The organism is Fibrella aquatica (assembly GCF_041321135.1).
GTDB lineage: Bacteria > Bacteroidota > Bacteroidia > Cytophagales > Spirosomataceae > Fibrella > Fibrella aquatica.
In genome coordinates, this window is the sequence record NZ_JBGGWF010000003.1 from 332,917 (window position 1) to 357,253 (window position 24,337).

The 24,337-nt window shown below is 52.2% G+C and carries 22 protein-coding genes; 11 read left to right on the forward strand and 11 right to left on the reverse strand.

The genetic code is table 11. From position 1 onward, the window contains the following. Nucleotides 1–25 precede the first annotated feature (25 nt). Both ACAW87_RS09030 and ACAW87_RS09035 read right to left on the reverse strand, forming a co-directional pair. A complete protein-coding gene (locus ACAW87_RS09030) occupies nucleotides 26–1,054 on the reverse strand; it encodes a phytanoyl-CoA dioxygenase family protein (RefSeq protein WP_370723048.1) in 1,029 nt (342 codons plus the stop codon). 98 nt (nucleotides 1,055–1,152) lie between these two features. Continuing rightward, the gene (locus ACAW87_RS09035; protein WP_370723049.1) at nucleotides 1,153–2,835 is read right to left on the reverse strand and encodes a hypothetical protein; all 1,683 of its coding nucleotides are present in this window, start codon (nucleotides 2,833–2,835) and stop codon (nucleotides 1,153–1,155) included. A gap of 116 nt (nucleotides 2,836–2,951) precedes the next feature. On the opposite strand from ACAW87_RS09035, the gene ACAW87_RS09040 reads away from it, so the two are divergent. The 3 genes from ACAW87_RS09040 to ACAW87_RS09050 are packed head-to-tail and all read left to right on the forward strand — an operon-like array spanning nucleotide 2,952 to nucleotide 5,501. Further along, nucleotides 2,952–4,136, forward strand: coding sequence for an acyl-CoA dehydrogenase family protein (locus ACAW87_RS09040; protein WP_370723050.1), 1,185 nt, complete (start codon nucleotides 2,952–2,954; stop codon nucleotides 4,134–4,136). Continuing rightward, nucleotides 4,120–4,911: a PIG-L deacetylase family protein gene (locus tag ACAW87_RS09045; RefSeq protein WP_370723051.1), complete on the forward strand. Its 792-nt coding sequence runs from the start codon at nucleotides 4,120–4,122 to the stop codon at nucleotides 4,909–4,911. Before ACAW87_RS09040 ends, ACAW87_RS09045 begins: the two co-directional genes overlap by 17 nt. Then, complete coding sequence (locus ACAW87_RS09050) at nucleotides 4,908–5,501, forward strand: class I SAM-dependent methyltransferase (protein ID WP_370723052.1); 594 nt, start codon at nucleotides 4,908–4,910, stop codon at nucleotides 5,499–5,501. The genes ACAW87_RS09045 and ACAW87_RS09050 overlap by 4 nt, the downstream gene beginning before the upstream one ends. A gap of 63 nt (nucleotides 5,502–5,564) precedes the next feature. Here ACAW87_RS09050 and ACAW87_RS09055 read toward each other — a convergent pair whose 3' ends face one another. The 3 genes from ACAW87_RS09055 to ACAW87_RS09065 form a co-directional block, all read right to left on the reverse strand. Next, on the reverse strand, nucleotides 5,565–6,773 hold the full coding sequence (locus tag ACAW87_RS09055) for a glycosyltransferase family A protein (protein ID WP_370723053.1): 1,209 nt from the start codon (nucleotides 6,771–6,773) through the stop codon (nucleotides 5,565–5,567). A gap of 234 nt (nucleotides 6,774–7,007) precedes the next feature. Then, on the reverse strand, nucleotides 7,008–9,866 hold the full coding sequence (locus ACAW87_RS09060; RefSeq protein WP_370723054.1) for an outer membrane beta-barrel protein: 2,859 nt from the start codon (nucleotides 9,864–9,866) through the stop codon (nucleotides 7,008–7,010). A gap of 104 nt (nucleotides 9,867–9,970) precedes the next feature. Next, on the reverse strand, nucleotides 9,971–10,876 hold the full coding sequence (locus ACAW87_RS09065; RefSeq protein ID WP_370723055.1) for a GLPGLI family protein: 906 nt from the start codon (nucleotides 10,874–10,876) through the stop codon (nucleotides 9,971–9,973). 108 nt (nucleotides 10,877–10,984) lie between these two features. Between ACAW87_RS09065 and ACAW87_RS09070 the strand changes: the two genes are divergently transcribed. Further along, nucleotides 10,985–11,767 (forward strand): ABC transporter substrate-binding protein, encoded by a 783-nt coding sequence (locus ACAW87_RS09070; protein ID WP_370723056.1) that lies wholly within the window; start codon nucleotides 10,985–10,987, stop codon nucleotides 11,765–11,767. A 66-nt stretch (nucleotides 11,768–11,833) separates the two neighbouring features. Further along, nucleotides 11,834–12,889 carry a hypothetical protein gene (locus tag ACAW87_RS09075; protein ID WP_370723057.1) on the forward strand — a complete coding sequence of 352 codons (1,056 nt, stop codon included), beginning with the start codon at nucleotides 11,834–11,836 and terminating at the stop codon, nucleotides 12,887–12,889. 36 nt (nucleotides 12,890–12,925) lie between these two features. On the opposite strand, the gene ACAW87_RS09080 is transcribed toward ACAW87_RS09075, so the two are convergent. The 3 genes from ACAW87_RS09080 to ACAW87_RS09090 all read right to left on the reverse strand — a co-directional run bounded on the left by ACAW87_RS09080 (nucleotide 12,926) and on the right by ACAW87_RS09090 (nucleotide 14,848). Next, nucleotides 12,926–13,582 (reverse strand): response regulator transcription factor, encoded by a 657-nt coding sequence (locus ACAW87_RS09080; RefSeq protein WP_370723058.1) that lies wholly within the window; start codon nucleotides 13,580–13,582, stop codon nucleotides 12,926–12,928. A 4-nt stretch (nucleotides 13,583–13,586) separates the two neighbouring features. Continuing rightward, complete coding sequence (locus ACAW87_RS09085) at nucleotides 13,587–14,396, reverse strand: sensor histidine kinase (RefSeq protein WP_370723059.1); 810 nt, start codon at nucleotides 14,394–14,396, stop codon at nucleotides 13,587–13,589. Nucleotides 14,397–14,521: 125 nt separating this feature from the next. Continuing rightward, complete coding sequence (locus ACAW87_RS09090) at nucleotides 14,522–14,848, reverse strand: HesB/IscA family protein (RefSeq protein ID WP_207328484.1); 327 nt, start codon at nucleotides 14,846–14,848, stop codon at nucleotides 14,522–14,524. 154 nt (nucleotides 14,849–15,002) lie between these two features. Here ACAW87_RS09090 and mce point away from each other — a divergent pair, with 154 nt between their 5' ends. Continuing rightward, nucleotides 15,003–15,425 carry a methylmalonyl-CoA epimerase gene (mce, locus tag ACAW87_RS09095; RefSeq protein ID WP_370723060.1) on the forward strand — a complete coding sequence of 141 codons (423 nt, stop codon included), beginning with the start codon at nucleotides 15,003–15,005 and terminating at the stop codon, nucleotides 15,423–15,425. 323 nt (nucleotides 15,426–15,748) lie between these two features. Here mce and ACAW87_RS09100 read toward each other — a convergent pair whose 3' ends face one another. Together ACAW87_RS09100 and ACAW87_RS09105 are read right to left on the reverse strand one after the other, a co-directional pair. Next, a complete protein-coding gene (locus tag ACAW87_RS09100) occupies nucleotides 15,749–16,408 on the reverse strand; it encodes an ABC transporter ATP-binding protein (RefSeq protein ID WP_370723061.1) in 660 nt (219 codons plus the stop codon). 239 nt (nucleotides 16,409–16,647) lie between these two features. Then, the gene (locus ACAW87_RS09105; RefSeq protein WP_370723062.1) at nucleotides 16,648–17,682 is read right to left on the reverse strand and encodes a DUF6807 domain-containing protein; all 1,035 of its coding nucleotides are present in this window, start codon (nucleotides 17,680–17,682) and stop codon (nucleotides 16,648–16,650) included. Between the two features lie 150 nt (nucleotides 17,683–17,832). Between ACAW87_RS09105 and ACAW87_RS09110 the strand changes: the two genes are divergently transcribed. Further along, a complete protein-coding gene (locus tag ACAW87_RS09110; RefSeq protein ID WP_370723063.1) occupies nucleotides 17,833–18,558 on the forward strand; it encodes a copper homeostasis protein CutC in 726 nt (241 codons plus the stop codon). Here the strand turns inward: ACAW87_RS09110 and ACAW87_RS09115 are convergent. Continuing rightward, on the reverse strand, nucleotides 18,550–19,617 hold the full coding sequence (locus ACAW87_RS09115) for a serine hydrolase (protein ID WP_370723064.1): 1,068 nt from the start codon (nucleotides 19,615–19,617) through the stop codon (nucleotides 18,550–18,552). The genes ACAW87_RS09110 and ACAW87_RS09115 overlap by 9 nt on opposite strands. Nucleotides 19,618–19,889: 272 nt before the next feature. Between ACAW87_RS09115 and ACAW87_RS09120 the strand changes: the two genes are divergently transcribed. From ACAW87_RS09120 to ACAW87_RS09135, 4 genes are all read left to right on the forward strand, one after another. Then, nucleotides 19,890–20,414 (forward strand): PspC domain-containing protein, encoded by a 525-nt coding sequence (locus ACAW87_RS09120; RefSeq protein ID WP_370723065.1) that lies wholly within the window; start codon nucleotides 19,890–19,892, stop codon nucleotides 20,412–20,414. A 94-nt stretch (nucleotides 20,415–20,508) separates the two neighbouring features. Beyond that, entirely contained in the window at nucleotides 20,509–21,588 is a 1,080-nt protein-coding gene (locus tag ACAW87_RS09125) for a toast rack family protein (RefSeq protein WP_370723066.1), read from the forward strand. Between the two features lie 259 nt (nucleotides 21,589–21,847). Beyond that, nucleotides 21,848–22,960: an XdhC family protein gene (locus ACAW87_RS09130; protein ID WP_370723067.1), complete on the forward strand. Its 1,113-nt coding sequence runs from the start codon at nucleotides 21,848–21,850 to the stop codon at nucleotides 22,958–22,960. 9 nt (nucleotides 22,961–22,969) lie between these two features. Further along, a complete protein-coding gene (locus ACAW87_RS09135) occupies nucleotides 22,970–24,127 on the forward strand; it encodes a cysteine desulfurase family protein (RefSeq protein ID WP_370723068.1) in 1,158 nt (385 codons plus the stop codon). Nucleotides 24,128–24,337 lie beyond the last annotated feature (210 nt).

The window sequence follows — 24,337 nt, forward strand, 5'->3', positions numbered from 1 at the left end:
TCTGGTGGTTGGCAACGTACCTGCGTTACATTGTTTCGCCAGCCCGGAAGATGTCTTCCTGATCGGGAAGTGATGGATTCAGAAACACATCGGCTCCATTGAGCGAATAGCGTTGCGGTTCGTCTGCCGCCCGCAACCGGTGGTGTTTATAGGCACTGACCGACGAATAATGGCAAACGTATGACTTACGGGTCATTTCCGGATTGCGGATCGGATCACCACCGTGAGCCAGCGAGGCGTGCCAGATCAACACATCGCCTTTCTTGATAAGCAACGTTTCTCGCTTCATACCAGTATCCTGGCATGTTTTGTCGAGGTAACGGGCAAAGTCATTGGGATCGTAGGTCGATTCGCCGTTGAAGAAAATACCGTTGCCAAAATCGAATTTCTTGATCTTGTGCGAACCGGGGTAGTAGTAAAGCGGCCCGGCGTCGTAAGACACATCTTCCAGCGCAATCCAGGCGGCGGCCAGGTGGCTGGGTATTTCAGAAACTACATAGGCAAAATCCTGGTGGGTAGACTGCTGACTCCCGAATTTGAACAGCAGACTCTGCATGGCCACTACCCGCTCGCCGAATACGGCTTCCAGGAACGTAACGATGTTCCGGTGCAGCATGATCTTCTTGCCCATGATCGACGAATTATGAAAATCCATGAACTTGATGAATTTGCCCCCCAACACCGATTGAGGCAGTGCCCGCGCCTCCTGCACAGGTGCCGCCTGATACTCAGGTAAATCGACCCGTACGTTGAGTTTATACTGCTCGTTATGGGCAATCAGTTCTTCGGTTTCCCGCCAGAGTTGATCAGCCCATGCCGGGTCAATGGCTTGTTCGAGCACAACGTACCCATTCGTTTGCCAGAAGTGCAGTTTCTCGGCCATGTTATACGACAACCCCGTATGGCTACTGGCAAACTGTTGAGCAAACCCATCGATATCTGCATTGGGCCTATCGATCCAAGGCAGGGTTTTGGGGTCAAAGTCACGAATAATCTTGGGCGAAGGCTGAATAACCTTCTTGACAAATGATTTCAGAGTGGAGGAAAGGCTCATGCGTCAAATGGAGGGTTTGTTAGATATGTATCCACGTAAACAAGTTGCTACTGCTGATAATCAGTTCGTTAAGAGAATAGTTACGTAACCGCAAATTTTCAATATACAGCCCGAATTTCCAATACCTGATTGTACGTAAGGCGCTGGTACCTGTTGTCAGTTACGCGTAGTACATTAACCCGGTAGTTCCCCGGTTTCAGGCGGCTGGAGAGGAAAGAGACCGAAAAACCCGGCCTGAAGGGCCCTTTTCCCGTAACAAAATCACGAATGCTTCCCTTGTTGGGGCCCGCCGGAAACAGGTACGTCCGGTTATCTGCACTTTCTACCGCTAAATAAATACCCTGGTCGGTGCCATCGCTCAGGTGATGAGCTATAAGTTGATCGTCGACGGTTATGTAGCAGGGGTGCTCACCCAGAAACGAGTTTTGTACCAGATCATCCTGGTAACTGCTGATCAACAAAGAGTCGGCAGGCTGTGCAATCGACCAGGTTGCCGCTGATTGCAGCGCCTTTGGAAACAGATAAATACCTTGCCGGTGAACACTAGTGAGCAGGCTATCGGCATGTTGGCGCAGATAAGGAATATGAAGGGTAGTATTGTTTTGCTGGAAGTTGAAAACATCGGCTTGTCGCTGCTGAAAGTCGGCCACAATACGGGGAAGGCAGGCGTGAAAAGCACCCGCATTCATGATCGCAGCCAGCAACGTGCTGCCTATCACCCAAGTCGTTTTCAGGCGGGAACCCGTCACAGCCAGCACCAGCAGATAAACCAGACTAAGCATGAGGTGAGCGTAGAGTTTATACCGGTCGCGGAGAATTTCGTCGGGCAACCGATGCATGGCGAGTAACAGCGCTGTGGTCATAATGAATAAGCCAAAAGCCAGCCACTCGGCCGAAACCGGCAGTCGACGTAACCGGTGGCCCAATGCCCCAAACTGAGTTATCCAACTTAGAATAGCCAGCCCCATAACAACGGTCAGCACTACGCCACCCACCAAAGGCAGCGTGGTGCTTGTTTGGTTGGTAAACGCGCCACCCGTTGCCAGAAACAGGTTTGGAATCCAGGTGAGCAGCGGGGTACGTTCATGCGCTACCCCCGACAATCCCAGCATGATGAACAGGGTCACAGCACTGGTGCCCAGCCAGATCCAGACCGACCGGTCGCGGCGTTGTTGACTGATCAGTAACAGCGCCCCGATCAGAAAAGCCAACAGTCCGTTGCCGCTGGTGAGGGTAGCCGCCACGCTCAGAAGTAGTGGCCAGATAAGGGGCGTACGGCGATGTAACTGATGCAGCGCTTCCTGCACAAACCAGATAACGGTGAAGTTTTGCAGCGCGGCCATGCCCCAAAACATATTCTCGTGTGATTGAAGACTGAACAGCCAGAACGGAACAGGCAAAAAATACCAGACCGGTAACGCCAACTGCCTGAAGCCGCGCCACAATTGCCAGCCAATGCCCGCCAGCGCCAGATTACCCAGTGCAATCATAACGCTGAAGCGGAGTTGCCCGGTCAGATAGTACGTACCCAAACTAACCAACCGGTCATAGATGATGCGGTGCGTGTTGTGCAGGGCAACCAGATCGGTTAGGCGCGTTGCCCACGACTGTGCCGGATCGTGCCAGCGGGCAATGAAAATCAGCAACGCATAATCATCGTTATACACAATGTTGGTGGCGTACCGGATCAATACCCACAGCCAAACAGCAATGGGCACGAAGAGGAGCAAACCGGCAATCGATTGAAGACGAGCCGACGTGGTTTTAGTGAGCAGAGACAACAGCGAAGCAAAGCAGGATGAGCGGGCAAAGATAGGGGTTTGACCTGCTTGCCCGTTTGCTCTTATTTTAAGCGTATCGGCCAGCAGGGGTGTTGCCTAGCTATACGCCCACAACGATGCTTACGGACGAACACACTTCATTTACGCACTGGCAAGACCATCCTGATGCCCTCAACAGAGTACTTCAGTTAATTGCCGATTTGGCACCCGACACCGACGCCGAAGGCCAGTTTCCCGAACAGGCCTTTCTGGAATTGGGGAGCGCGGGCCTGTTGGCCGTTACCCTACCTGATCAACCGCTTGACGGGGAACAAGCTAATACGCCTGCTCTACTGAACCTGTTGAAGCAGATTGGTGCGGCTAACCTCGCTGTGGGTCGTGTTTATGAAGGGCATATTAACGCCCTGTTGCTGGCTCAGGTATATGGTACACCTCAACAACAGCAGCGCTGGTTTAGCGATGTGTTACGCCGACAAACGCTGTTCAGCGTCTGGAACACACAGGCAGCCGACGGGGTACAAATTCATGTACTCGGTGATGGACAATACGAACTGCGTGGCTGTAAAACGTTCTGCTCCGGTGCCAGTTGGATAGACCGTCCGCTCATAACGGGTGAATTGATGGTCGACAACCAGCCACGTGGGTGGCAGATGTGTATTTTGCCCACCGCCGCCGTTGATGAAACGACCATCGACGACCAGTTCTGGACCCCGTTGGGCATGCGCGCATCGGCCAGTTTCAAGATCGATTTCACCGGCCTGCGCATCACCGACGATGATTTGCTGGGCAAACCCGGCGATTATTTTCGACAGCCCTATTTTAGTGGTGGAGCCATTCGGTTTGCAGCCGTTCAACTGGGTGGGGCTGAAGCCATGCTCGATGCTACCCGGGACATGCTTCGTTCAATGGGGCGTACCGACGATGTTTTTCAGAAAACACGCCTGGCCGAGATGGCCATACGCGTGGAGACGGGCAATTTATGGCTGGCGCAGGCTGGGGCTAACAACGATGCCTGGATCCAAACGGGTATCAGACAACCCGAACTGGCTGCCAGCATGGCTACTAAAACGGTGGCTTATGCCAACATGACCCGAACAGCCATCGAAGCCATTTGCCTTGACGTGCTGCGGCTGGCCGAACGGTCGATAGGGGCAAGAGGACTGCTGCGGCCGCTGCCCTTTGAGCGTATTCACCGCGACTTAACCATGTACCTCCGTCAACCCGCTCCCGATGCTACTCAGGCCGATATTGGTCAGTACGTAAGTCAGCAAACAACCCGCACTAATGACCTCTGGATCTGAAACGCCACCTGTGGTAAATGGGATAGCAACCCTGCCACCAAGCCTGGCCAATGTATTGCGCGATGGCCCTGCGCCCATAGATGCCCGTTCGCTGGGCCGAACATTGGTGCTGGCACCGCACCCCGATGATGAATCGCTGGGGTGTGGCGGTACACTGGCCTTACTCCGGCGGGCGGGCTTTGCTGTGCATGTCGTGTTTGTCAGCGATGGAACGTTGTCGCATCCCAAATCGGCAACGTACCCAGCGCCCCGCCTGCGCGATTTGCGCGAAGTCGAAGCCCTGGAAGCTATGCGTGAACTGGGCATTGTGGAAAAAGAAGCTACGTTTTTTCGTTTGCCTGATCGGCACGTACCTGCTACCGGTGCGCCGGGCTTTGCAGAAGCGGTTGATCGGTTGCTGGATGTCATTGAGCAGTTTGCCCCTACAACTATACTAGTGCCCTTCGAGCGTGACCCGCATCCCGACCATCGGGCTACCTACCAAATGCTGGAGGCAACACTGTCTCATCTGGAAGAGCCCCCCCGCGTGCTCGAATACCTGATTTGGCTATGGGAACTGGGACGGCCCGACGATTTGCCGCGTGCCAACGAACGCCTGGCAGTAAGCGTGTCCATCAGCCCCGTGGTAGATGACAAGAAACGGGCCATTGCTGCTCATCGGTCGCAGGTGACCCGCCTGATTGATGATGATCCTACTGCCTTTTTTTTGTCGCCCGAACTGCTCCGCCATTTCGATACGCCTTATGAAATCTTTCTGGAAAAACCTCTGGCATGAACTCACCTAAAAACACCTTACCGCCTCGCTATTTTGACGATGTATATGGGGCCAACGAAGATCCCTGGCAATTCACAACCAGTCCTTACGAACGCGATAAGTACGCCGTTACGGTTGCGGCCCTTCCCCGGCCAATCTATGAATCGGCTTTCGAAATCGGCTGCTCTATTGGCGTATTGACCCATTTGCTCGCCACGCGTTGCCGCCGGTTATTGTCGGTCGATGTCAGTGAGGTAGCGCTAAGGCAGGCCCGCCAGCGATTGGCAGGTTCTCCGCAGGTACGTCTCGAAAACCGGGTGATCCCTGCCAACTTTCCAGACGAACAATTCGACCTGATCATCATGTCGGAAGTTGGGTATTACTGGTCGCTCGATGACCTGAAAAAGACCCGGCGACTGATGCTCGATCACCTTGAGCCAGGTGGGCAGTTACTCCTTGTTCACTGGACTCCTGTTGTGCCAGACTACCCGCTAACGGGCGATCAGGTACACGAGGCGTTTCTGGAAATAACCGGCGACAAAGAACCGCTTCGCCACCTGCATGGTCAGCGCGAAGAAAAATACCGGCTCGATCTGTTTGAAAAAGCGTAGGGTGTGGGGCAAGGGATGCTCTGCTAAGTGTAGAAACCGGTCCTTAGCAGAGCACCCCATGCCCTAAGCCCCTTGCCCTACGCCCCCCGCTCCCCAGGTACGTAGCCACGAAATGGCCTCGGTAATGGGAACATGAGCTGGTTCAGTGGCTTGCAGCATAGTCGTGAACTGATGGTCGATAGCTTCCCAACATGTACCGAAATACGCACTTCCTGTGAGCTGCACGAACAGCCAGTCTGTTGACGTACCCAACTGGCGGGCTAACGGACTAAGCCGGGCCATGTTGCCCGGTTCGTTACGCTGTAGCCAGGCCTGGCGTAATGCGTGGCGAAGCTGGAATCGAGCCAACGACACCGACGGGTCTTCTACTTGCTGACAGCATCCTTCCTGGCTTTGGTTGGCCCACTGTTGTAATTGCCACGATAGGCCCACCTCAACCCGACCCTGCAAACGCGCCGAAGTGTGCACCCGTACCGATGGACTCTTGCGCACGCGGGCATCAATACGTTGCAGGGCTTTCACAAACGCATCATCTTCCAAATACCGCACTACCGGCAACCGACCGGCCTGCAAATAAGCCTGACAGGTAACGGCCAAACTTGCCCCAAAATGCTGGTAATGATTTGGCCACGGATCGTGGGGGCGCGGATCGATCACCGACTCGGCCCGGGCCAGCAAATGACGGTACGTGGTATCGCGCAGGTGGGGCAGGCGGGCCGGACCAGGTTCCGGGTACGTTAAAATGCGACCGCCAACGGCATCATTCCCCGCATCTATTTCGCGCAAAATGTGACTAATCCAGTAAGGATCAACCAGGGTGTCGCCGTCGGTAGAAGCAATAATTCCCTGCGGGTGGCCCGATTCTTGAAGCCGTCGGCAGGCTTCGTCCATAAGCAGTCGCCGTACTGTGCCAATGTGAGCCGCTTCGGGAGACAACGTAATGTCGGCTACGCACAAGGCAAAAGACGGATGTTGCCGTTGGTAACGACGTACCTGATTGTAAGAGGTATCGGTGCAATTATTGGTCAGAACCAGTACCTCGTACAGGGTATGCGAAAGGTGTTTATCGCTGAGGGTAAGCTGATTGCGCAGGGCATCGAGTGTTTGCCAGATTCCATCGACTTCATTACGAACGGGAACAACTACGGATACACGCCGATCACGGGTGGGCGGACATTCTGTAAACAGGAAAGAAGTAGCTGGTAACTGGTCCGAAAAAGTCGGTAGCGCAACGGGCATAGTCGAAAAAATGCCGGCTGGTTGAGTAGGCATCCGGACAGTATAAACCGAACCGGGTGATTAGAGGAATGTTAGAAAAGATGAGGCTAAGGGTGAAGGGTGAAGGGTGAAGGGTGAAGGGTGAAGGGTGAAGGGTGAGGGGTGAAGGGTGAAGGGTGAGGAAAGAAGGGTGAGAGGCGAAGAAGGAAGGGCGGAGCTTTGACCCCACGCCTTTCTTTCCTCACCTCTCACCCTTCGCCTTTCACCCCTCACCCTTCACCTCTCACCCTACTGCGCGCGCATGGCGGCGAAATAGCGGATAGAATAGCTGAAGGTGAGCATGAAATACCGGCGCAATACCAGACTTTGCGTGTCTTCGATGTAAGTCTCCGTGGTGTTACGGACAATGCTCCGGTTCTGATTCAGCAGGTCATACCCCGTTAACCGCCACTCGCCTTGCTTCTGCTTGAAGAGAAACTGCCCGATGCTGCCATTCAACAACACAAACTGCTGGTTGAACCCCGCCGCCCGGCCGGTATAGGCGGTGTAGTCCACATCCGTCGATACAAAGAAGCGGCTGCCAAAACGATGATAGGCCCGTAGGTTAGCCTTATTGGTAAAAAAACGCGTATTCTGCTGTGGCTGAATAGAATACGTTGCCGTTGAATAAGTGATATTGCCCGACAGGTTCAGGTCTGTTTTCTCATTGATGTTCGTATTTAGGCTTAATCCCTGGCCAATATTCAGGTTCAATGATCTGTTTTCCTGACCATTTACAAAACCAATTCCGCGCGATCCATTTACACTGCTGGTCCAGTTCAGGTTTACCTTCTGCTCGCCCCAGTTGATGGTTTTCCCGAAGCTGGTAAAAGCAAAGAGCGAGTAGTAGCCATCTACGTTGATGGGCTGACTGATCTGCGCTCCGGCCGGGGTGATGGTCGTGGAATTGACAATGCGGTTAGCTGTACCGGTCAGGCCTAACCTGGCATCGAAGCTTCTGAACGTTGTCATATCGTAGGTTCGGTAATTGAGATTCACCGAGTGGCTGTATTCGGGCCGAAGGTTCGGATTTCCCGATTGGATATACAACGGATTACTGTTATCAATAACGGGCTGTAACTGCGTTACTGAAGGGGCATTGACCCGCGTCCGGTAGTCGGCAGTGAAAACACGGCCGCGCGCAATGGTGTACTGAAAACGGGCGTTGGGCAGAATGTTCTGAAACGTTTTGGCAATAGTGGTATCACGCGACAGGTTCTCAGACTCGAGGCTGGCATTCTGCATGTCGAAGCCCAGCGTATACTGGTATTTCAACCGACGATACTGATACGACGACCCCAGCCGGTTGGTGATGAAGGTGTTCAGAAAGTTGTTAGATAACAGTATATTGACACGATCATATTCACCGGTTTCAGGGTTAAAATCAGTGGTCCGGCGGTCTGACTCGTTATTCGACATGCTCAGGCTATACCGGAATTCAAGGGTCTTGGCCAGCGAGAGAGGTTCGGTATACGAAAGCGTCAGGTTATTGGTCAGGCCGTTGGTCAACTGGCGGTTTTGCTGATTGATATTGTTGGCAAAAACGCCGGTGTTGCTGCCAGTACCTGTTGCTGTGCCGCTGCCGGGCTGCGTGAGTGTGCTGCTGCCCGGCGCTGAAACCGAACGGAAGAACTGGTTCTGCGACTGGTTCAGGCTGTTGGTGGTGTTGTTATTCACCGACGTGAGCAGATTGGCCGAAAACGTACGGCCCCGACGCTTGAATTTATGCATCCAAAGCAGGTTGTTACTGCCCGATAAACTGTTTCCGTCGCTGTTAAACAGACTGACACTCGTATTCAGCGGTTGTCCAAGTCCATCTGTTGTACGAGAGTCACTGTTGGTATAGCTATTTCTGAGGCTATAGGTGAAATTGGGAATAACCCGAATTGAGTTCATCGAATCGAGGCGGTAATTCAGTTGCATATTGAAGCGGTGTGAGTTGTTCTCATTCATGCTTCCGTTGCTGCGATCAGTGAAGTTCTGAATACGCTCACCGCCCACGGTGCTGGAGGGTAAAGAGGTTTCCCGGCGGCTGGTCTGCTGGTTCAGCGCTCTGGTCTGGTTGAAAAAGTAGCTGCTGCTGAGGTCAATTTTGCTGCCCAAAGCATCGGAAAAGTTGAGTCCCGCTGCCCCTGCTCTGGTTATGCCGGTTGGTCCTGCCAGACTACCTGTCTGCTGCTGACCGCCACCGCCTCCCCGGTTTCCGCCGCCACCACCACCAATGCTGACGGCTCCTCCGCCTCCTTCACCGGTGAAGCCTTGCTGATTGATGTTGTTCAACTGACCAATAGCCGAGAGCTGTTGCCCGTTGTTGAACCGGTTCACGCTGATTCGGCCCTGATACCGATCGTCGGTACCGTATCCACCCGATTCCTGTCCGAAAACACCCCGCCGCCGATCACGTTTGGTCACCAGGTTGATGGTCCGGTCGCGTTCGCCATCATCGACCCCCGAAAATTGCGATTGATCAGACTGACGGTCGAATACCTGAACGCGCTCAATCATATCGGCGGGGAGGTTACGGGTTGCCATTTTGGGGTCGTTGCCAAAGAAAGGCTTTCCATCCAGCAGCACGCGTCGCACATCCTGACCCTGCGATTTCAGATTCCCGTCGCGGTCTACTTCCATACCGGGCAATTTCTTAATCAGGTCTTCAACCTGGGCGTTGGGCTGCGTTTTAAACGAACTGGCGTTAAATTCCACCGTATCGCCTTTTACCGTTACCGGCGGGCGTTCCTGCACAATCACCACCTCGCCCAGCGTTTGTGTTTGTGGCTGAACAAGCAACGTACCCAGCACTACTTCCGGACGTTCGGGCGTAATGGTCACGCGGACGGTTTTGGTCTGATAACCCACAAACGAAACCAAAAGCCGATATGTACCCGGCGCAATGTCGGTAAGCGTGAAATCACCCTCGCCGCCAGTCGATTGCACCTGTACAAAAGACGAATCTTTGGCGCTTAACAACGAGATGTTGGCTTCCAGCAGGGCTTTCTGCGTAGTAGAGTCGATGACCAGACCTTTAATAACACCAACTTTCGAGGGAGCGCGCTGAGCCAGCAGACTTATAGGAATCAGGAAAAAGAAAAGCAGTAAATATTTGAGCATGTAGCTGTGACGTGAACCGTGTTGAGAAGTGGACAGATGATGATAGTATAAAAAGCAGGTACGTTGCCACGGCCTGAGGAAGAGCAACGTACCTGAGAATCGGTTTAATTACGCATCTGCATTTGCATGCCGCTCTGTTGCCGGAACGTTGCCATTGCTTTCTTCCGAATCTCGGCTAGTTCTTCTTTCGTGACTGCTTTAGCCAGGGTATTAGGTTTTAGACTGGCTTCGTCAACGGCGCCGGCACTTACTTTGGTGGCCCGGTACAGCAGGTCGTCGCTTTCAATCAATAACACTACCCCTTTGTCGGGTGTGAAATTGGCCGCCGGCGAAAACGTGAAGGGCAGGTCGGTAGTGAACCAGATGGTGCAGGGCTGATCTTTCACCGTGCAGGTCGCTTTCTGACAGGTATAGCCCAGAATTTTCTTTGTTTTGTTGGTCACCTCCCAATCAGCAGGACGCGTTGCGGGTTGCTCTGATTGATAATATTCTTTTTTGGTCGAATCGGCGGTTAAGGCCGTGATGGTGTAGGCTTTGCCTGTAGCCAGGTCTGTGTGCACCGTTTCCTCCATCGGGAACCGCATATTTCGAAAGCGCTCCATCCGTTGACGTTGCTCGGTCGCCGAAGGCTGTTGGCCGCCATTTCCGCCTCCGCCGCCATTACCACCATTTCCGCCGCCCCCCATACCACCGCCGCCACCAGGTCCACCCTGAAAGCGCATCTGCATCATGTTGCGCCGGTCAATCGGTTCGCGCATGGCCCACTGACCGGCAAACCGGTAGCTTTCTGCACCTTCTACTGTTTCTGGTATATTCAGCGTTTGGCCATTGGGTAAGGTACCCCCCGGCCTGATTTCCTGACCATTTATATTGACCCGCATGGCCGACAGATCTACCCGGCGCATGGTTTCGTAAGTAATTGTACCCGATGTAGGGGCTGATGTTTGCGCAAAAGCGGCTACCGACAGGAGCGAAGCAGCGGTAACTGTGATGATGTGATGTAATTTCATAGTGTAAAGTAGTATATTCGGTAAGAACGTTGCACAACGAGGCGCAAATAGCTGGTTGTCTGTCGATGAGCAGTATGTATGTGTAGACGACCCATTTTATTTTAGACCATGCAACTTCCATTTGCTTCTTCACTGCGCATTGTTTCACTGGTTCCTTCGCAAACAGAGTTACTTTTTGATCTTGGTCTGACCGACGAGGTTGTGGGGCTGACCAGCTACTGCATTCACCCTGCCGGGAAGGTGGCAGGCAAAGCCATTGTTGGTGGCACCAAGAAGGTAAACATCAGTGCGGTTGCCACTCTGAAACCAACGCTGATTCTGGCGAATTATGAAGAGAATACCGAAGCCGACGTGGTGGCCCTGAGGGCGATTGCCCCTGTACATGTCACTGATATAAAAACGTTGCCCGATGCCCTGACTATGATTCGGGAGGTAGGGGAACTGGTTGGCCGCGAAGCTGAAGCCGAAGCATTAATCCGGCAGATCGCCGCGTCTTTTGCTGCGAACTGCCCGGTGGCTGGTTCAGACCGCCCGTCGGTAGCTTACCTCATCTGGCGAAAACCCTGGATGGTAGCAGCCCGCGACACATTCATCGATGCCATGCTGACCGAAGGTGGTTTTCGTAACGCCTTCGCCGATCCACGGTGGGTACGTTACCCCGTTGTTTCCGAGGCCGATTTGAGAGAGGTAGCCCCTAACTTCATTTTTCTGTCGTCGGAACCGTATCCGTTCCGGCAGAAACACGTGGCTGAACTGGCGTCTATATGCCCCGCCGCTCAGATAAGGTTAGTAGACGGAGAACTGTTCTGCTGGTATGGAAGTCGCCTCTGTTATTCAGCAACTTACCTAGCCGGGTTACGTCATGACCTGATTCGAGAATTAGGCCGTTGAAAAAATAGTAGTCAATTTAATCACCTGACTTACCAGATTAATCGAAGGTGTTTGTACTTTTCGATTATGATAAAATTAGTATTACCTTTTCTTGCGTTCTCGGCGCTTTTGCTGGGGCAGGGGTGCCAGTCGAAAGCTGACAAAAACACTGCCACTACAGACAGCACCGTCACTACCGAATCAACAGTATTGGATTCGGCTACTACCACCACCACACCCACGGCCACATCGGCGGCTCCCGACACATCTGTTGCCGCCGGGAAAGAGCTGTCACCCCTTGATTCACTGGCGCTGATTGGTCCAAAAATCACGGGTCCTATTTTGCCTGGTAAACGCATTCTGGCGTTCTATGGCAATCCGCACTCAAAAAAAATGGGTATTCTGGGCGAGTATCCTAAAGATGAAATGCTCCGTAAGCTCGATCAGCAGGCGATACCCTGGGTTGAGCAGGATTCGGCCAAAACACCCATCCAGAAAGCCCTTCACCTGGTAGCTATTTCGGCGCAGGGGGCTCCCGGTAAAAATGGTCATTACAGCATGCGTATGTCGGATAAGACCATTCGGAAAGTGATTCGGTGGGCAGCCGAGCACAACGCTATCTGCTTTCTGGATATTCAGGTTGGATTGGCGCCGCTTGGTCCCGAGATGGCGTTTTTGGAGCCGTACCTCAAATTGCCCTACGTTCATCTGGGTATCGATCCTGAGTTCTCGATGAAAACAGGGGCTCGTCCGGGCTCGAAAATCGGGACCTACGATGCCGCTGATATCAATCAGGCTGTGCAGTTGTTGAGCCGGGTGGTTCGCGAAAACAAGCTACCTCCTAAAGTACTGGTGGTACACCGCTTTACACGTCGGATGGTGACGAATTATAAAAACATCAAGCTCGATCCGAACGTGCAGATTGTGATGCACATGGACGGATGGGGCCCGCCTTCGCTCAAACGTGATACCTACCACGACTACATTCAGACCGAGCCGGTACAATACACAGGCTTTAAAATTTTCTACAAGAACGATTTGAAGAAAGTAGACTTACGGTCGAAACACAAAGTGCCGCACCTGATGACACCATCGGAAGTGTTGTCGCTGACTCCGAAACCAATGTACATTCAGTACCAGTAAGCGTACTGGCGGATAAACGTAAAAACGGGTTGGCTATTAAACCAACCCGTTTTTGAAAGCATAGGCTACCATGCCGGCGGTATTTTTAGTGCCGGTTTTTTCCAGAATCCGAAGGCGATGCCCTTCTACGGTACGGGGGCTCAGGAATATTTTGTCGCTGATTTCAGCAGTAGACATGCCTTCGCAGATGAGTTTAAGTACCTCCTTCTCCCGCTCAGACAAGAGAATTTTACTATTGTACAGAGCCGACTGTTTCACCACGGTTGTTTTGTTGGTCATTTTGCGCAACATGGCCCGCGACACAAATTCGTTGAGGTACACGCCTTCGTCCATCACTTTCCGAATAGCCCGTTCCACCTCGTCGGGGTCCGAATCTTTCAGCAGATAACCGCTCACCCCTTTTTCCAGCAAATGCAACACCATCCGGTCTTCGTCGTGCATGGTTAGCACAATGATCTTGATAAGAGGATGATGCTCGCGCAGGTAATCGGCCGTAGCGGTACCGTCGAGTACGGGCATTTGTAGGTCTAGCAACACTACATCGGGAACCCGCCGGGGAATTTTGTCGATAAATTCCTGCCCATTACTGGCTTCCAGCACTAACTCAAAATCGGCCACCTGACCAAGAATGGAGGCAATACCCCGCCGGAACAGGTTATGGTCGTCTACCAGTGCTAACTTAATCTTTGCCATGATTTTATGCAATTGCCGGAGCCGCGTCCTGCTGAGTGATTGTGTGAAGGCGAGTTTGAACGTGAATCCGGGAGCCGCGACCCGGTGCTACGTCAAAGGTAACATGCCCATCTACTACGGAGAGGCGACTTTCAATATTACGTAGCCCCAAGCCACTACGTCGGTCTTTTACGGCTTCATCATAATCAAACCCTTTGCCATTGTCGAGTACCGACATTCGCACCGAGTCATCGAGGTACACAAATTGAATCTCTACCTGTGTAGCGGCGGCATGTTTAATGGCGTTGTTGATCAATTCCTGCGCAATGCGGTAGTACATCAGTTCCTCCGCTGGCGTGATGCGTTCGAGCGAATTGGGTGATTCGAGCATCACTGCCACTTCCGGGCTTGTCGCTTTCTCGGTTAACTCTTCAATGGCGGCCAGTAAACCAAACCGTTCGAGGGTAGTGGGAACCAGATTACGGCTTATTCGTCGTACGTTACTCATCGTTTCGTCGAGCAAGGCGCGCGTTTTCTGAATCTGAAGGCTGTTCTCTGGTGCGTTGGTCAGTTTCCGCTCCAGTTGGTTAAGGCTGAGTTTGGTAACCGAGAGCATCGTGCCAATCTCGTCGTGCAAGTCTCGGGCAAGGCGGCGGCGCTCAACCTCCTGCCCGTTGAAGGTGGCCTCCATCAACTCTTTACGATACGCTTCGCGCAATTCATTCAGATCAAGCTGATGACGTACCTGACGATTTTGATAATACGCCACGAAGAGGATGATGAACATAGTCATCACCAACAACATCGCCGATCCCACGGCTATGTACAACGTCATCTGCGGATCCAAGACCGATCGAAAATAGTAGTAGGCTGCTAAAAATAAATGACCGCCCCTCGTATTACAACTTTAGGGCGGTCACTTCACGCATTCGGTATGAAAAACAGTGTAAACGGTCTGGTTTACACCGCAAAACTCTCGCCGCAGCCACAAGTGCGCGAGGCATTAGGGTTCTTGAACTGGAATCCCTTGCCGTTCAGGCCATCCGAGAAATCAAGCTCAGTACCAGCCAGATAGAGTAAACTTTTGCGGTCTACATAAATCTTGATGCCTTTATCTTCCACAATATGGTCGGTTGGCTGCTGAGCAGTGTCGAACTGAAGTTCGTACATTAGTCCCGAACAGCCGCCACCCTGCACCGCTACCCGGATGGCAAAGTCATCGGTAAGGCCGTCTTTCCGGCGCAATTCAACAATCTTATCTTTGGCTTGTTCCGTTACCGTTACCATGGCATCAATTGAGTAATGTATGAAAGTCGTGTGCGGAACAACCACATTGTATCGTTCCTTGCCACAAAAACGGTCTGGCGTTCGTGAAAAGTTCATAAAGCGGGACCGAATGCGTGATTCAATTAATCTCTTACGTTTCTTTCTCCCCCCGAAGATGTTTACCAACGTTGAACATATTGGCATTGCCGTTCGTGATCTGGCTGCCTCAAACCTGCTGTTTGCCAGCCTGCTTAACGCACAGCCCTATAAATCAGAAGAAGTAGCTTCGGAAGGGGTGTTGACCTCGTTTTTCAGAACGGGCCCGCCCCACGAAAAACAGACTAAGATTGAGTTGCTGGCACCTACCCGACCTGATAGCCCTATTGCCACGTACCTGGAAAAGAGGGGGGAAGGCATTCACCATCTGGCGTTCGAGGTTACCGATATTGTGGCCGAGATGGCCCGCCTAAAAGCAGAAGGTTTTACGCTGTTGAACGAAACACCGAAACGTGGCGCCGATAACAAGTTGGTGTGCTTCCTGCACCCCAAAACAACCAACGGTGTGTTGATTGAACTATGTCAGGAGCAGCCCTTGTGAGCGGTCTGATGAACGGGTAGTTACCCGACCCGTTTAGACACAAAAAAGCCAAGCGAGATTCCCCCTTGGCTTTCTGATTTACTCAACGTTATGAAAAACTTTTCTTTTCGCTACAAGTATAAAGCAGAAATCTCATTATTCGGTTAAAGATGTAATAAAAATTTTATATGCTTTGCGTAAATAGCTAGTTATCAAAGTAATACTCATAAAATAAATTTGAAAATTATCAGGCGCCAAATAGTTAATTACCCTTAACTTAAATTTCGTTAACTAAGCATAGCTACTTAACGGCTGTCAGAAAAGTACGGATAAGTAGGTATTCTTTACAAAACAACTTGCCCATCGCGCAGGGTAATGGTGCGATCAGCAAGGGCGGCGAGGGGTTCGTTGTGGGTGACAATGATGAATGTTTGTCCAAACTCATCGCGCAGGTCGAAGAAGAGTTGATGGAGCTCTTCGGCATTGCGCGAGTCTAAGTTGCCGCTTGGTTCATCGGCAAACACTACGGCGGGTTGGTTAATGAGCGCCCTGGCTACTGCTACGCGTTGTTGCTCGCCACCCGATAGCTGTGATGGGAAATGACCTTCCCGGCTGGATAATCCCAATTTGGCCAGTAGCTGCTGTGCCCGTTGCCGCACCTCACGCTCATCGCGGTTGGCAATGAAGCCGGGGATAGATACGTTTTCGAGGGCGGTGAACTCGGGCAGCAGGTTATGAAATTGGAAAATGAACCCTATTTTTTCATTCCGAAAACGAGCAAGTTGGGTATCATTCAGCGAAAACACGTCTTGCCCTGCCAGCATTACCGTACCTGAATCGGGCCGGTCGAGGGTGCCGAGAATATGGAGGAGCGTACTTTTTCCTGCTCCGGAAGCGCCCACAATAGAAACAACTTCACCAGCCGCCACCGACAGGCTCACTTCATTCAGTACAGGTAACGGCCCGTAGGCACGACGTAAATTGGAGGCAGTTAACAGCGACATCACTGCAAAAATAACACGGATTACATGGGTGCGCGGATTTTTGTAATGGATACGCGGATTGTGATGGATACGCGGATATATGGGTACGCTGATTAAAGGGATTTAAAAGAATCAACGCAGATTTTTTGATTTAAATGGATTTCGAGCCGAGGCAGAGCAAATCCGCTTAAATCAAAAAATCTGCGTCAATCCGTTTAATCCCTTAAATCCGCGTATCCATCACAATCCGCGTACCCATATCACTTAGCAAACCGGGCGGCTTCCTTGTTCAATGCTTCGTCTGATTGGGTAGATGGCGTGATGAGTAACCGGTGACGAAGGGTAACCGATTGGCCGGCTTTCAACGTGTAGTTCATTGGCGCTTCTTTCCCGCTCGACATTACACTCGGTGCCAGCGGATTGGCGGCGAAAAGGCCGTAGCCTCGGGCGTGCCAGTAGGTGGGGTAACCGGGATTCACAGGATGGTCGATGATGGTGACCGCAACGGCTTCGTTGTTGGGCAACGTACCTGTGAGGGTAACCCAGGGGGCGCGGGTACCCCAGACGGCATCGCCTTCAATGCCGGTTGCACTACGATATTTTCCGGTTACACCGCTATTATCCAACTTGGCTACGGCTGTTGCTTTGCCAGAAGCATCGGTAAATAGTTCTGCTTTGTTCGACGGGTGTTCCAGTTGACGGGCCAGACGCAAACCAAGCATACCTTCTTTATTGTCTTTAAAAACAACATCGTTTCCTGCGGCCTTGAGGGTCGTTTGCCGGTCGATACGGCGCGTATTTCCGTCTGCTTCAAACGTAAACAGCGTAGTTTCGTGCAACATGGTTTTGCCATCCCGATCTTGCCAATCGGCTTCAACGGTTAATTCCGCCTTGTTTCCTTTTTCGTTAAGCCGTGCAATGTTGGTGTTCACAATGGTGCCGTAGATGCCTTTCGGGTCAACCGACGACGAATTATTCCAAAGATCATACCCGTTTACATCGCCATAGTTGAACCACAGGCCAACGTGGTGCGGATGGTCGACCCGTTCGCCGGGACGAGGGTCCATTGGCCAGCCTCGGGTGATGGGGTTGCCTGTGGCGGTCAGAATGGGGTAAAGCACCGGTTTTTTCAGTACGTCGGGGCCGGGATATATATAGGCGGTGAAAAGTTGCCCATCGACCAGAACGGCTACCCGGCCGTTTTCGCGCTTCAGCGTAACACGTTGTTTTTTGGGAGGTGCGGCCGCTACGGAAACGATCAGCAGCGAAACAACAAAAAGACGTAACAGACGCATTGATTTTGGTTGGTTATTTGTGCCATAGAAACAGGAAACGATGTTTGTTCTACTTTTTAAGTTTAGCGTTTGACGTGCTTCGCTGATGAGATAGTTGTTGATCAGCGAAGCACGTCAAACACGAAACGTCAAACACGAAACCCAAACCTTATGCTTATAGAAGTCTGTGCTTATTCTGTTGATGATTGTTTGGCGGCGGAAGGGGCCGGGGCCAATCGGATTGAACTCTGTGCCGGTCGGGCAGAAGGCGGTATAACACCTGGTCTGGGACTGATTCGTCAGGCTCGGGCTGCTACATCGTTGCCGCTGTTCGTCATGATTCGGCCACGGGGCGGTGATTTTGTGTATTCAGCCTACGAACTGGCCGCAATGGAGGCCGATATTGAAGCAGCCCGCCTGGCCGGTGCCGATGGGGTTGTGCTGGGTACGTTGCTGCCCGATGGACGTGTAGACCGTGAAACAACCCGCCGGTTAGTGGCCTGTGCCAGTCCATTACCGGTCACCTTTCACCGTGCTTTTGACCTGACCGTTGATGCCCACACCGCCCTCGACGTGCTGATCGAACTGAGGATACAAACTGTGTTAACATCCGGTCAGCAACCCCGGGCTATCGACGCACTGCCTTTACTGGAAGCGCTTGCCAAACAGGCTAATGGGAAAATTTCTATTATGGCGGGGTCGGGTGTAAACGCGCAAAATGCGGTTCTACTAGCCCAAACGGGGGTATCTGCCCTACATATGAGTGGTAGTGTGACGACCGAAAGTCCCATGCAGTTTCGACGTAGTAACGTACCTATGGCTAGCAGTGTACCCGGCGAGTATGAGCGGTTTCAAGGCAGCGAAGCGGCGATTCGAGCGGTAAGAGAGTTAGTGTAGTGCTTCGGCGAGTGAGGTAGCCGAAGCTTTGCCGATACATCGAATGGTTAGTTTGTTGAGTTGCTGAATCAACATGCTGAATTCGGTGTCGGTCAGGTTGTTGAAAAACACCGCCGCCGCTACCCGATTGCCTTTGATCGTCTCGGCATAGAATGCATTGGTAAGAACAAACGCTGTTGAACCGCCTTTCATACCGATGTGCTTATACACTTCTTTGTTGCCTGGATTGACAGCCAACGGCCACTCCATAACAGCGTCGAGGATGGTTTGTACGGCAGGGGAGAAGTAGGTGCGCGCATTTATTTTCTGCATCACCGACGCATATTCCTGAACCGTTGAAGCTGGCAAACGATCTGACCATACTTTTTGCAGGGCCATGCTCGGGAAGATGAACGTTTGCTTTAGTGTACCGCTCTTGTCCTGCTTCAGCCGAGTATGGATGGTGTTGCATTGGGCCGCATACGCTTTCGCCGATAGCTGTTGTGTTTCCCGGCGCGTTTTGGCGGAATCGGATGGCGGGATAGAATATAGAAACAGGGCTGATACAATGGGATAAATCGGGTCGTGGTTGGGCAGGTTCAGCGTTTTTAAATTGGCGTTGATCGCATCTAGCCCTAAACGATCCATGAGGTATTCGGTGTTGGCGTTTGAACTGAACTGAATCATGCCTTTGGCCACTTCCAGCAGCGCCACGGTTTGGCCGCTGATGAGTTGCTGTGCGGTGAGCTGCTGTTTCCAGCCGGGATGGGCGCCCCCGTCGGTGTTGGGTAAGTAATACAGGTCGAGGTCGGCAAGCGGGATGCGCTCGGTAACATCTATTTTACCGGCGGCGGCCTGTTTAGCAAATTCAATGGCGATAATGGTCTTTACCGCACTCGCGAGCGGCATCTTCTGATTGGGCCGCTGGCTCACCAGTACCGTATCATTCCGAACAACATACAGAGCCGAACGGGTTGGGTTATTACGAATGAAGTCGACAACCGGGTCGGTGTTGGCGGTTTGAGCCTGAGTTGGGTACGTTACTGACAGAAGCAGACAGGCAAGCAGTAGTGATCGCATAAGTAGCGTAGTTGATGTTTCGAAGATCACTCGTGTAACTATAGCTTTCCGCTTTCTTTTGATAAATGGCGATACAGACCCATCAATGGGGTTAAGGTTTAACTTGAGAACGGAAAGTCGCTTGCCATCTATTACCCGCTACTATGCAATACCAACTAACGATAAAAAAGCCCCTTCATCAAAACCCGTACCCGTTCTTACCAACTCCATTTGCCGTTTAACCTCAACCCGGTACGTTTGACTCATTACTTCACCAGAAGATATCGACTACCATGGAAAAACGTTTGGAACGCCACCTCGACGAAGCACAGATCGGGGGCGTTGCGGCCGGACTGGCCCATTACTTCAACATAGATCGCACGCTGATCAGGGTACTATTTGTTGCGGGCATTTTTATTCCTTCGGCACCAGCACTCATTCTATACATTATCTTGTGGATTGTGCTGCCTGAGCGTCGGTTTGGGTTCTCACCGCAAACACAATCAACCGTTTTCTCAAATCCTGCTTTTTCTATGGCTTCTTCTGACCCAAAACGTGGCAACCTCATAGGCGGTGCCATCCTGATTATCATTGGCGTATTCGCGCTGCTCGAACGCTACACCGATATCGACATTAGCGACGTATGGCCGTTGGGGCTGATTGGCTTCGGTGCCTGGCTTATCCTGAAAGATCGTGACCGTAAGGCGATTGACAATTCGTCGACGAGCTACCTCGACAGTGATCCTACACCACCCACGCCCCCCACACCGCCAACCAACGATCCCTACGACCCTAACCGGCCTATTAATCAGGTTTAACGGTGAGGAGTGAAGGGTGAGGGGTGTTGCTTTCGCGACTGTATTACTCTTGCGAAAACAACACCCTTCACCCTTCACTCCTCACCCCTCACTCATGAATACACAACGCAACCTTTTCTGGGGCCTTACCTGCATCACGCTAGGCGTGCTGTTTCTGGCCCGAAACTGGAATCTGTTTCCAATGCCTGACTGGCACTTTGTTCGTACATTATGGCCAGTGTTGCTCATTTTGGGTGGTATTGCGCTCATTCTGAAAAACTCGACTCCAGTTATGTCAGTACTGGCAACGGGTGTTCTGGCCGTGGCGCTGCCTTTCTGGTTGTTCAGCTACCTGGGTCGAAATCGTCATTACAATAGAGACCGGGATATATCAATGCACTTCAATATGCCTGATCCTCCCAGTCCCCCTGGCCCGCCCAGTCCACCAGACGCGCCGAATCCTCCGTCTATGGATATGGATTTTGATGATGATGACGATAACGATGATGATAACGACCACTCATACAGCCGTAACCTGACTACAGGTTCGTTTTCTGAAGATATGGCACCTGCACCTGCCGAAGCGCGGTTTGTGCTGGAAGGTGGGGCCGCCAAATTCAAAATGAAGGAGACTACCTCGCGCCTTATCGATGCCCGCACCAAGGCCGTGAACGTCTACAGCATGAGCATCGACAAGGCGGGAAGCAAGCCGGGCGTGCAGGTGCCTACCATCCGTTTGTCGCCCGCCAAAGGCAGTGACAGCAACATAAACCTCTTCGACGATGACAATCACTCAAACTTCGGAGAAGTGGTTGTGAAGTTGAATGAAACGCCGCTCTGGGATATGCAAATGGACTTTGGTGCTGGTGCTGCTGATTTTGATCTGAGCCGTTACGCAGTGAAAACGCTCAAAATCGAAGCCGGTGCTGCTAGTCTCGATCTCAAACTAGGCGAAAAAGCGGCTCAGTCAGACGTTAGAATCTCATCGGGAATGGCCGCAGTTAAAATTCGGGTGCCAAAAGATGCGGGAGTCAAACTCACAACCGATGGTGGCCTGAACTCAACCGATATCGATGATGATTTCGAAAAAGTCGGCAACAGCACGTACCTGAGCCCTAACTATAATACGTCGACCAAAAAGATTACCATCCGTTACGACGGTGGTTTATCCAGCCTGAGAGTGTCGCGCTATTAACCAACCGTATTCCACCTTTCCTGCCAAGCCGCTCAGCCAACCAGCCGAGCGGCTTTTTTGTTGGCCCCCAACCCCCTGAAGGGGGCTAAAGCTCCGCTATTCAATCTTGCGGAGCTTTAGCCTGGGGGTTACGCCGAACACACACTTCAGCGCTTGCTTAGCAGGTGGTCGATTTTTTATAGTGAAATCGTTGTTTCTTTGGCGCGACCTGCAACACCACAGCTTGTTTGGTGTTTTTAGATCAATATACTACCAGCTGATGAAAGAGATTACCAATATCCTGACCGCTTATCAAAACATGAATCCGGCCACGACCAAAGCGGCACTAGCCACGGTTGTTCGGGTCGAAGGATCGTCGTACCGGCGAACGGGCGCTCGTATGCTTATTATGGACAACGGGGCGTGGGTAGGTGGTATTAGCGGAGGCTGTTTGGAAGGCGACGCTTTGAAACGCGCTCGCCTGGCTATGGCGCAGGCTAAACCTACGCTGGTCACCTACGATACTACTAACGACGATGCGTACCAAATTGGCGTAGGGCTGGGCTGTAACGGCATCATCGACGTGCTGATTTCGCCGATCGACCCGGCCCAGCCCGTTGCTATCGACCTGCTGAAAAGCTGTGTGGAGAGCGGCCGAAAAAAACATATACTGTTAACCATTACCCAGTTAGAAGGCCATTTCAATGCGTTGAGTATGGGTGATATGTACGCTTATACAGATGTTGAAAGTTTGTCTTTCGTTGGTGACGAAACCGGCAGCGCCACGCTGGATGAGGCTATTCGCAGGTACGTTGTCAAAGGGAAGTCGGCACCCGTACGTGTCGATCTGTCCGACGGTCGATTGATCGAAGTATTTGTGGAGGTTATACTGCCCGTACCGCATGTAGTGGTGATGGGGCAGCAGTACGACGTGTATCCGTTGGTTCGGCTGATCAACGAATTAGGCTGGCAGGCAACTGTGGTGGCCAATCCGCAGAAAGTAACGAAGGCCTTTTTCGCCCAGGCAAACGCACTGGTTCCACCCGCTGAGTTTGATCAGATTCCCGTTGATGACCAAACTGCTTTTGTGTTGATGGCTCACGATTTCAACACCGACCGCGCCAACCTACCCAAAGCCATGGCCACTGATGCCCCGTTTATCGGTGTGTTGGGCCCTCGCGTACGCACCGAACGAATGGTATCGGAACTGGCGGAGGAGGGTATTACGGTAAGCCTGAACGAACGCGTTCATGCGCCGATTGGCCTCGATATTGGTGCCACATCGCCTGAAGAGATTGCCCTTTCGATGCTGGCCGAAATCAAAGCCGTCCTGTCAGGTCGTGACGGTTCATCGCTTCGGCTACGGCAGGCTCCCATTCACGAACGCGACTAACCGGCACCGATGAACTACCCTATTTATCTGGATTATAATGCCACCACACCCGTTGATCAGCGTGTGCTGGAGTCCATGCTACCGTACCTGACCCAGCATTTTGGCAACGCCGCTTCGCGCACCCACGTGTATGGGTTGAAAGCCGAAGAAGCGGTCGACAAGGCGCGAAAACAGATAGCTGCGCTGATTGGTGCCCTGCCCAACGAACTCGTGTTTACGAGCGGAGCTACCGAATCGATCAATCTGGCGTTGAAAGGGGTATTTGAAGCCAATAGTCACCGGGGGAATCATATTATCACGGTAGCCACCGAGCACAAAGCCGGTCTGGATGCCTGCCTGCATTTAGAGCAACTTGGGGCCCAGGTAACATACCTGATTCCCGATGCCGATGGACTGGTATCGTCTGAGCAGGTAGATGCTGCTATCCAGCCAGGTACCTTGCTGGTGTCGGTGATGCTGGCCAACAACGAAACGGGCGTTATTCAGCCACTCGCTGATATTGCCGCGCTCGTTAAACGCCGTAACATACTTCTGCATACTGACGCGACGCAGGCAGTGGGGAAAATTCCCGTGAACATGGCCCAGTTGCCGGTTGATCTGCTCAGCTTTTCGGGTCATAAACTTTACGCGCCAAAGGGTGTAGGAGCCTTATTCGTTCGTCAGAAAACAGCACTTATTGCCCAGCAAGACGGTGGTCGGCACGAGCGGGGCCGCCGGTCGGGAACGCTGAACGTACCTGGCATTGTAGCGCTTGGGCAAGCTGCTGAACTGGCCCGCACCGACATGGCCGATGAAGCCGTTCGCCTTGCCTCCCTGCGCGATGCACTCGAAAAAGGCATTCGGGCACAACTGTCCGGTGTGAAGGTGAACGGCGCTATCGATCACCGGTTGCCCAATACAGCGAACCTCGCCTTTGCACACGTAGACGGAGAGGCGTTGCTGATGAGTTTGAGCGATATTGCCGTTTCCAATGGGTCTGCCTGTACGGCGGCGTCTACTGATCCGTCGCACGTACTAAAGGCTATGGGGTTGTCTGATGATCTGGCTTACAGTTCAGTACGTTTCAGCCTGGGCCGTTTTACTACCGAAGCCGATATTGACCAGGCCATTGACCATGTTGTGAAGGTAGTGAACCGGCTACGTGACACAGTTTTCGCTGCTGACTAATCGGCGTTATTGCAACCCGAGTAGGTTACGCCTGCTTTTACCGACCAACTACACAAAAGCCCAACTTGCCACTATGGCCGGTTGGGCTTTTTGCGTGGTTAGATCCCAGATGATTAATCGACATAGTATTAACTGACTATAGTATAAGAAAAATCCTATAATTTTTCTGTGATTCGTTCTAATGATGTACTAAATAAGTAGTGGTCAGAA